The sequence below is a fragment of the Streptococcus sp. HMSC076C08 genome (genome assembly GCF_001810825.1).
In the GTDB taxonomy this organism is placed as follows: Bacteria; Bacillota; Bacilli; order Lactobacillales; family Streptococcaceae; genus Streptococcus.
On record NZ_KV802714.1, the window covers coordinates 66,301 to 75,481 of the forward strand.

7 protein-coding genes are annotated in these 9,181 nt (G+C 43.8%); 6 read left to right on the forward strand and 1 reads right to left on the reverse strand.

All coding sequences use genetic code 11. The annotated features are described in order from the left end of the window. Positions 1-15: 15 nt before the first annotated feature. The gene (locus HMPREF2766_RS00915) at positions 16-1,032 is read right to left on the reverse strand and encodes an NAD(P)H-dependent glycerol-3-phosphate dehydrogenase (protein ID WP_070567186.1); all 1,017 of its coding nucleotides are present in this window, start codon (positions 1,030-1,032) and stop codon (positions 16-18) included. A gap of 206 nt (positions 1,033-1,238) precedes the next feature. Between HMPREF2766_RS00915 and HMPREF2766_RS00920 the strand changes: the two genes are divergently transcribed. The 6 genes from HMPREF2766_RS00920 (at position 1,239) to HMPREF2766_RS00945 (ending at position 9,094) form a co-directional block, all read left to right on the forward strand. After that, complete coding sequence (locus HMPREF2766_RS00920; RefSeq protein WP_061421809.1) at positions 1,239-2,945, forward strand: ABC transporter ATP-binding protein; 1,707 nt, start codon at positions 1,239-1,241, stop codon at positions 2,943-2,945. Between the two features lies 1 nt (position 2,946). Further along, positions 2,947-4,713: an ABC transporter ATP-binding protein gene (locus HMPREF2766_RS00925; RefSeq protein WP_070567188.1), complete on the forward strand. Its 1,767-nt coding sequence runs from the start codon at positions 2,947-2,949 to the stop codon at positions 4,711-4,713. 139 nt (positions 4,714-4,852) lie between these two features. Further along, positions 4,853-5,542: a gamma-glutamyl-gamma-aminobutyrate hydrolase family protein gene (locus HMPREF2766_RS00930; protein WP_070567190.1), complete on the forward strand. Its 690-nt coding sequence runs from the start codon at positions 4,853-4,855 to the stop codon at positions 5,540-5,542. 168 nt (positions 5,543-5,710) lie between these two features. Next, a complete protein-coding gene (locus tag HMPREF2766_RS00935) occupies positions 5,711-7,060 on the forward strand; it encodes a glucose-6-phosphate isomerase (RefSeq protein ID WP_000018244.1) in 1,350 nt (449 codons plus the stop codon). Between the two features lie 127 nt (positions 7,061-7,187). Then, positions 7,188-8,648, forward strand: a complete 1,461-nt coding sequence (gene gltX, locus HMPREF2766_RS00940; RefSeq protein WP_070567192.1) for a glutamate--tRNA ligase — start codon at positions 7,188-7,190, stop codon at positions 8,646-8,648. Between the two features lie 11 nt (positions 8,649-8,659). Next, positions 8,660-9,094 carry a cytidine deaminase family protein gene (locus HMPREF2766_RS00945; RefSeq protein ID WP_070567194.1) on the forward strand — a complete coding sequence of 145 codons (435 nt, stop codon included), beginning with the start codon at positions 8,660-8,662 and terminating at the stop codon, positions 9,092-9,094. Positions 9,095-9,181 lie beyond the last annotated feature (87 nt).

Genomic DNA, 9,181 nt, shown 5'->3' on the forward strand with positions numbered 1-9,181 from the left:
CCTTTCTATAAAGGTCTATGACCATTCGTTTTCTGCTTTAAATTCATTGCTCATGATGTCAGTGATTGCTTCTTTGATATTGACACCTTCGTAGATAACTCGGTAAATAGCCTGTGTGATTGGCATGTAGACACCCAATTCCTGAGCCAGCTCGTAAGCTGCTCGAGTTGTTGAAATGCCTTCGATGACCATGCCCATGTTTGCTTCGATGTCTGCGAGGGATTCTCCGCGACCGAGAGCATCACCTGCCCTCCAGTTACGAGAGTGGACAGATGTTCCCGTTACGATCAAATCTCCAACTCCAGAAAGACCGCTATAAGTCAGAGGGTTAGCTCCAAGAGCGACACCTAGACGGGTGATTTCTGCTAATCCTCGAGCGATGATGGCCGCCTTGGCATTGTCACCAAACCCTAGTCCATGTAGTGCCCCAGCGCCAACTGCGATGATGTTTTTGAGAGCACCAGCGGTTTCAACTCCGACAACATCCGTATTAGTATAGAGACGGAAGTAGTGATTGCTAAAGAGATTTTGGACGTACTGGGCAGTTTCAAGATCTTTGGAGGCTGCGGTAATCAAGGTAATATCGCGTACAATCGTTTCCTCAGCATGGCTAGGTCCTGAAACAACAACGACTTCACTACGAAGGTCAGCTGGGATTTCCTCCTCAAGAATAGTTGATAGGCGTTTGTGGCTATCTGGTTCCAATCCTTTGGAGGCATGCATGATGACAACCTTGTGATTGAGTACCTTTGCTACTTGTTGGGCAACCAGTCTCGTTACTTTTGTTGGGACTACAAATAAAACAGCATCCACATCCTGGAGTGTTTCTTCCAAGTCATGATAGGCTTTGATCTTTTCGTCCAGTAGGATATCTTTGAAGTAGCGTTTGTTTGTATGTTGGTTATTGATTTCATCAATTTGGTCAGAAATATTTCCCCAAATTCGAACTTCGTGTCCATTGTCGTTTAGGACCTGCGAAAGGGCAGTTCCCCAAGAACCAGGACCCAAGACAGCGATGGTTTGTTTCTTCATCTTTTCCTCCTTGTAAGAGTTCTTCCTTTCATTTTACCATAAAAAGCCTTTTCATGCATCACCTGTAGATGAAAGCGCACTAATTTATAATAAGGAGACTTCTTTGACAAGATGCCTCTTTTTTGCTAGAATAGCATCAATATGAACGAATGAGAAGGAGCTGACGCAGGATGTCGCTCCCTTTATCTATTTTATTAGGAGGAAATATGCTCATTAAAAAAATAAAAACCTATAAATGGCAAGCCTTGGCATCCTTAATGATGACAGGCTTGATGGTTGCGAGTTCGCTCTTGCAACCGCGCTATTTGCAAGAGGTGTTAGAGGCTTTGTTGGCCGGACAAAATGAGGCTATTTATAGTATTGGCGCTTGGTTGATAGGAGTAGCCCTAGTCGGTCTGGTTGCAGGTGGGGTCAATGTAACGCTTGCAGCCTACATTGCTCAAGGAGTGTCTTCGGACCTTCGTGAAGACGCTTTTCGCAAGATCCAGACTTTTTCTTATGCCAATATCGAGCAATTCAATGCGGGTAACCTTGTCGTCCGTATGACCAATGATATCAACCAAATTCAGAACGTGGTGATGATGGCTTTTCAAATCCTCTTCCGCCTCCCTCTTCTCTTTATCGGTTCCTTTATTTTGGCGGTTCATACTCTTCCATCACTTTGGTGGGTGATTGTCCTCATGGTGCTCCTAATCTTTGCACTAACAGCCATCATGATGGGGATGATGGGGCCACGATTTGCTAAGTTTCAAACCCTTCTTGAACGGATCAATGCTATCGCTAAGGAAAATCTACGTGGTGTGCGCGTGGTTAAATCCTTTGTGCAGGAAAAAGCACAATTTGACAAATTTACTGAGGTTTCAGATGAACTTCTCGGACAAAATCTTTATATCGGTTATGCCTTCTCAGTTATAGAACCCGTTATGATGCTAGTCGGCTATGGAGCGGTCTTCCTCTCTATCTGGTTGGTGGCAGGTATGGCTCAGTCAGATCCATCTGTTGTGGGCTCGATTGCTTCCTTTATCAACTATCTCAGCCAGATTATCTTTACCATCATCATGGTTGGATTTTTAGGAAATTCTGTCAGTCGTGCCATGATTTCCTTGCGTCGTATCCGCGAGATTCTAGATACCGAGCCAGCGATGACCTTTAAAGATCTCCCAGACGAAGAGTTAGAAGGAAGTCTCTCTTTTGAAAATGTGACCTTCACCTATCCTAATGATGATGAGCCTATGCTGAAGAATGTAACCTTTGAAATTGCGCCTGGTCAGATGGTCGGTGTGGTTGGGGCGACTGGAGCAGGGAAGTCTACCTTGGCTCAGTTAATTCCACGACTGTTTGATCCACAGGAGGGCTCTATCAAGATTGGTGGAAAGGATATTCGAGACGTCAGCGAGGGAACCTTGCGTAAAACAGTTTCCATCGTCTTGCAACGTGCTATTCTCTTTAGCGGGACCATTGCAGATAATCTTCGTCAAGGAAAAGGCAATGCCAGCGTGTCAGAAATGGAACGTGCAGCACGAATTGCTCAAGCCAGTGAATTTATCGGACGTATGGAAAACAAATTTGAGAGTCAGGTCGAAGAACGAGGCACCAATTTTTCTGGTGGACAAAAACAACGGATGTCCATTGCCCGTGGGATTGTCAGCAATCCCCGTATCCTGATTTTTGACGATTCGACTTCAGCCTTGGATGCTAAGTCAGAGAGACTCGTGCAGGAAGCTTTGAATAAAGACCTGAAAGGGACGACAACCATTATCATCGCTCAAAAGATCAGTTCAGTCGTCCATGCGGACAAGATTTTGGTCTTGGATCAAGGGCGTTTGATTGGAGAAGGACGGCATGCAGACTTGGTAGCTAACAATGCCGTCTACCGCGAAATCTACGAAACACAAAAGGGAAAGGAGGAATAAAATGAAAACCGTTCGATTTTTCTGGAATTATTTTAAAGTTTACAAGTTCTCCTTTGTCATTGTGATTCTAATGGTTGCAGTTGCGACGATTGCCCAAGCCCTCTTTCCAGTTTTTTCAGGTCAAGCAGTGACGGAGCTCGCTAACCTAGTTCTGGCTTATCAAAATGGAACTTCCGACCTAGCCTGGCAGAGTTTATCAGCTCTGATGCTGAATCTAGCTCTGGTTGTTCTCGCCTTAGTGGTATCCAGTTTGATTTACATGACCTTGATGACCCGTGTGATTGCTGAGTCGACAAATGAGATGCGTAAGGGCCTTTTTGGCAAACTTTCCCGTTTGACCGTTTCTTTCTTTGACCGCCATCAGGATGGCGATATCCTCTCTCGCTTTACGAGTGACTTGGACAACATCCTTCAAGCCTTCAATGAAAGCCTAGTTCAGGTCATGAGCAATATTGCTCTTTACATCGGTTTGATCTTTGTCATGTTTTCAAGAAATGTGACGCTAGCCCTGATAACAGTAGCCAGCACCCCAGTGGCCTTTCTCATGTTGGTCTTCATCGTGAAGATGGCCCGCAAGTACACTAATCTCCAGCAAAAAGAGGTTGGGAAACTCAACGCTTACATGGATGAGAGTATTTCTGGACAGAAAGCTGTTATCGTACAAGGAATTCAAGATGATATCGTAGCAGGCTTTGTGGAGCAAAATGAGCGCGTGCGCAAGGCAACCTTTAAAGGGAGAATGTTCTCAGGCATCCTCTTTCCTGTTATGAATGGGATGAGCTTGGTCAATACGGCCATCGTCATTTTTGCAGGTTCTGCGGTCTTGCTGAACGATCCAAGTATCGAAACAACGACAGCCCTAGGTTTGATCGTTATGTTTACCCAATTTTCTCAGCAGTACTACCAGCCGATTATCCAGGTGGCTGCGAGTTGGGGGAGCCTCCAGTTGGCCTTTACTGGAGCGGATCGTATCCAAGAAATGTTCGATGCAGAAGAAGAGATTCGTCCGCAAAATGCGCCTGCCTTTACGGAATTGCGAGAAGGTGTTGAAATCAGTCACATTGATTTCTCTTATGTGCCAGACAAGCCGATTTTAAAAGATGTCAGCATTTCAGCTCCTAAAGGGCAGATGATAGCAGTTGTCGGTCCGACTGGTTCAGGGAAAACGACCATCATGAACCTCATCAATCGTTTCTACGATGTGGATGCAGGTAGCATTTCCTTTGATGGCAAAGACATCCGTGACTACGACTTGGACAGCCTACGGAGCAAGGTTGGTATTGTCTTGCAGGATTCGGTCTTGTTTAGTGGAACAATTCGGGATAATATCCGCTTTGGTGTGCCAGATGCCAGTCAGGAAATGGTCGAAGCAGCTGCCAAGGCAACTCATATTCATGACTACATCGAAAGCCTGCCTGATAAGTATGATACCCTTATTGATGATGAGCAAAATATCTTCTCGACTGGGCAGAAACAATTGATTTCCATCGCTCGGACCTTGATGACAGATCCTCAAGTCTTAATCTTAGATGAGGCGACTTCCAATGTGGACACCGTAACAGAAAGCAAGATTCAACATGCCATGGAGGCAGTTGTAGCAGGTCGAACCAGTTTTGTCATTGCCCATCGTTTAAAGACCATCCTCAATGCCGATCAGATTATTGTCCTCAAAGATGGAGAGGTTATTGAACGTGGAAATCATCACGAGTTGCTCAAACTTGGCGGTTTCTACTCAGAACTGTATCACAATCAATTTGTCTTCGAATAAAAAAGAAGTTGTCCTCGTTGGGCAGCTTTTTCTTATCCATAAAAAATACTTATCACGGTCTTTAAAAAAACATATTAGACAGGAAAGGGTTGGAGTGATAAGATAAGACTGTCGCAAGAAAATCGAAAGGAGACACATCATGGCTAGAACGGTTGTAGGAGTTGCTGCAAATCTATGTCCTGTAGATGCAGAAGGGAAAAACATTCACTCATCTGTATCCTGTAAATTTGCAGAGAGCATTCGTCAAGTCGGCGGTCTCCCTTTAGTGATTCCTGTAGGAGATGAGTCCATTGTGCGCGATTATGTGGAAATGATCGACAAACTCATCTTGACAGGTGGGCAAAATGTCCATCCTCAGTTTTATGGAGAGAAAAAGACCATTGAGAGCGATGATTACAACCTTGTACGCGATGAGTTTGAACTAGCCCTCTTGAAAGAAGCGCTTCGTCAGAATAAACCAATTATGGCAATCTGTCGCGGGGTTCAGCTTGTCAATGTTGCTTTTGGTGGTACTCTCCACCAAGAAATTGAAGGTCACTGGCAAGGCTTGCCTTTTGGGACCTCTCATTCTATTGAGACGGTAGAAGGGAGTGTGGTGGCTAAGTTGTTTGGAAGAGAAAGTCAGGTCAACTCAGTCCATCGTCAAAGTATCAAAGATCTGGCACCTAATTTCCGTGTGACAGCGGTGGCCCCTCGAGATCAGACAGTGGAAGCGATTGAGTCTGTCGACGAGCATCGTATTATCGGTTTACAGTGGCACCCAGAGTTCCTGGTCAATGAAGAAGACGGCAATTTAGAACTATTTGAGTATTTATTAAATGAATTGTAACGGTTAGAGTCTCTAGCCGTTTTTATTCGTTCTTTCAGATTTTTTATATTTTAGCAAATTTACGCAAACGTTTGAATTCTGATAAAAATTGGGCAAATTCAATAAAAAAGCTTGAAAAAATCGAAGGTAAGCGTTATGATAGAAAAGAAGAAATTTTGGAGGATTATCATGTCACATATTAAATTTGATTATTCAAAAGTTTTAGACAAATTTGTTGCCCCACATGAAGTGGAATACATGCAAGCACAAGTAACAGCTGCAGACGAATTGATTCGTAAAGGAACTGGTGCTGGTAGCGACTTTTTGGGTTGGTTGGACCTTCCTGAAAACTACGACCGTGAAGAATTCGACCGCATCTTGAAAGCTGCTGAGCAAATCAAGTCAGATAGCGATGTCTTGGTTGTGATCGGTATCGGTGGATCTTACCTTGGTGCCAAAGCAGCTATTGACTTCTTGAACCACCACTTTGCTAACTTGCAAACAAAAGAAGAGCGTAAAGCTCCACAAATCCTTTACGCTGGAAATTCAATCTCATCTACTTACCTTGCTGACTTGGTAGAGTACGTAGCTGACAAAGACTTCTCAGTAAACGTGATTTCTAAATCAGGTACAACAACAGAACCAGCTATTGCTTTCCGTGTCTTCAAAGAACTTTTGGTTAAGAAATACGGACAAGAAGAAGCTAACAAACGTATCTACGCAACAACTGACCGCCAAAAAGGTGCTGTTAAGGTTGAAGCAGATGCCAACGGTTGGGAAACATTTGTGGTTCCAGATGACATCGGTGGACGCTTCTCAGTATTGACAGCAGTTGGATTGCTTCCAATCGCTGCATCAGGTGCAGACATCAAAGCTCTTATGGAAGGTGCGAATGCAGCTCGTAAAGACTACACTTCAGACAAGATTGCTGAAAACGAAGCATACCAATACGCAGCAGTTCGTAACATCCTTTACCGTAAAGGCTACGCTACTGAAATCTTGGTAAACTACGAACCATCACTTCAATACTTCTCAGAATGGTGGAAACAATTGGCTGGTGAGTCAGAAGGGAAAGACCAAAAAGGGATCTACCCAACTTCAGCAAACTTCTCAACTGACTTGCACTCATTGGGTCAATTTATCCAAGAAGGAACTCGTATCATGTTTGAAACAGTTGTCCGTGTTGACAAACCACGTAAGAACGTGATTATCCCTACTTTGGAAGAAGACCTTGACGGACTTGGTTACCTTCAAGGAAAAGACGTTGACTTTGTAAACAAAAAAGCAACTGACGGTGTTCTTCTTGCCCACACTGACGGTGATGTGCCAAACATGTACGTAACTCTTCCTGAGCAAGACGCTTTCACTCTTGGTTACACTATCTACTTCTTCGAATTGGCAATTGCCCTTTCAGGTTACTTGAATGCCATCAACCCATTTGACCAACCAGGTGTTGAAGCATACAAACGCAACATGTTTGCCCTTCTTGGAAAACCAGGATTTGAAGAATTGAGCAAAGAGCTTAACGCACGTCTATAATAGAAGAAAAGAGTGGCTTGCCCACTCTTTTTACTCTCTTTATTCGTAGACATTGGACTCAGGCGAGACTTGTGATATAATATAGAAAGCAAAAAGGCAGACGCCTAGAGACTTTATAGGAGAAACTATGTCAAAAGATATCCGCGTACGCTACGCACCAAGTCCAACAGGACTCCTACACATCGGAAATGCCCGTACAGCATTGTTTAACTACCTTTACGCACGCCATCATGGTGGAACTTTTATCATTCGTATCGAAGATACTGACCGTAAACGCCATGTTGAGGATGGAGAACGCTCACAACTTGAAAATCTTCGCTGGTTGGGCATGGATTGGGATGAAAGCCCAGAAACTCATGAAAATTACCGCCAATCAGAGCGTTTGGAACTCTATCAAAGATACATCGACCAATTGCTAGCTGAAGGAAAAGCCTACAAATCTTACGTCACAGAAGAAGAGTTGGCGGCTGAGCGCGAACGTCAAGAAGCAGCAGGTGAAACACCACGTTACATCAATGAATATCTTGGCATGAGCGAAGAAGAAAAAGTAGCGTACATCGCAGAACGTGAAGCAGCTGGTATCATCCCAACTGTCCGTTTGGCTGTTAATGAGTCTGGTATCTACAAATGGCATGACATGGTCAAAGGTGATATCGAGTTTGAAGGTGGCAACATCGGTGGTGACTGGGTGATTCAAAAGAAAGATGGCTACCCAACTTACAACTTTGCTGTTGTTATTGATGACCACGATATGCAGATTTCTCACGTTATCCGCGGTGATGACCACATTGCCAACACCCCAAAACAGCTCATGGTCTATGAAGCGCTTGGTTGGGAAGCGCCAGAGTTCGGTCACATGACTTTGATCATCAACTCTGAAACGGGTAAAAAATTGTCTAAACGGGACACTAACACCCTTCAGTTTATCGAAGACTACCGTAAAAAAGGCTATCTTCCAGAAGCAGTCTTTAACTTTATTGCCCTTCTTGGTTGGAACCCAGGTGGTGAAGATGAAATTTTCTCACGTGAGGAATTGATTAAACTCTTTGACGAAAACCGCCTCAGCAAGTCTCCAGCAGCCTTCGACCAGAAGAAACTAGACTGGATGAGCAACGACTACATCAAGAGAGCTGATCTAGCTACTATCTTTGAAATGGCTAAACCTTACTTAGAAGAAGCAGGGCGTTTGACTGACAAGTCTGAAAAAATGGTGGAACTCTACAAACCACAAATGAAGTCAGTGGACGAAATCGTCCCACTGACAGATCTTTTCTTTGCAGATTTCCCAGAGCTGACAGATGCTGAGCGCGAGGTCATGGCAGGAGAAACCGTTCCTGTTGTTCTAGAAGCCTTCAAAGCGAAACTAGAAGCAATGACAGATGAAGAATTTGTGACAGAAAACATCTTCCCACAAATCAAAGCAGTTCAAAAAGAAACGGGTATTAAAGGGAAAAACCTCTTCATGCCGATTCGTATTGCCGTTTCAGGTGAAATGCATGGACCAGAATTACCAGACACCATTTTCTTACTCGGACGTGAAAAGTCAATCCAGCATATTGAAAACATGCTGAAAGAGATTTCTAAATAAAAGGACTTCCGATGGATACATGGGAAAAGATGTATAAAGAAGCACGAACTTTATACAATCCCCATGAGGTTTCTGACTTTGTTTATGCTAACCATGTTGTTGCTGCAGTAGAAGCAGAAGATGGTCAGATCTTCACAGGATTTTGTATGGAGGGCACTTGTGGCGTTTTTCATCTCTGTGCAGAACGAGCGGCTCTCTTCAATATGTATCAATTTTCAGGACAGACCAAAGTTAAGAAAATCCTCGCCTTTCGAGATAAACCTCCCTACGGCGAAGAATCAGGTATGCCCTGTGGCGCTTGCAGAGAATTTCTCTTAGAATTGAATGCTGAAAATAAAGAAGCAGAGTTCATGATGAACTACGAAACAAGAAAAACAATTAAGGTTGCCGAATTGATCCCTTACTGGTGGGGAGAGGAACGTGCGACTAATTGGCAAGTTAAATAGAAGGAGTCAGTTTAACTGGCTCTTTCCCTTATCTTTTCAGAATTTCGATAAAGAGGAAAAAAAGTCCTTGACAAAGGTAAAAAAGTA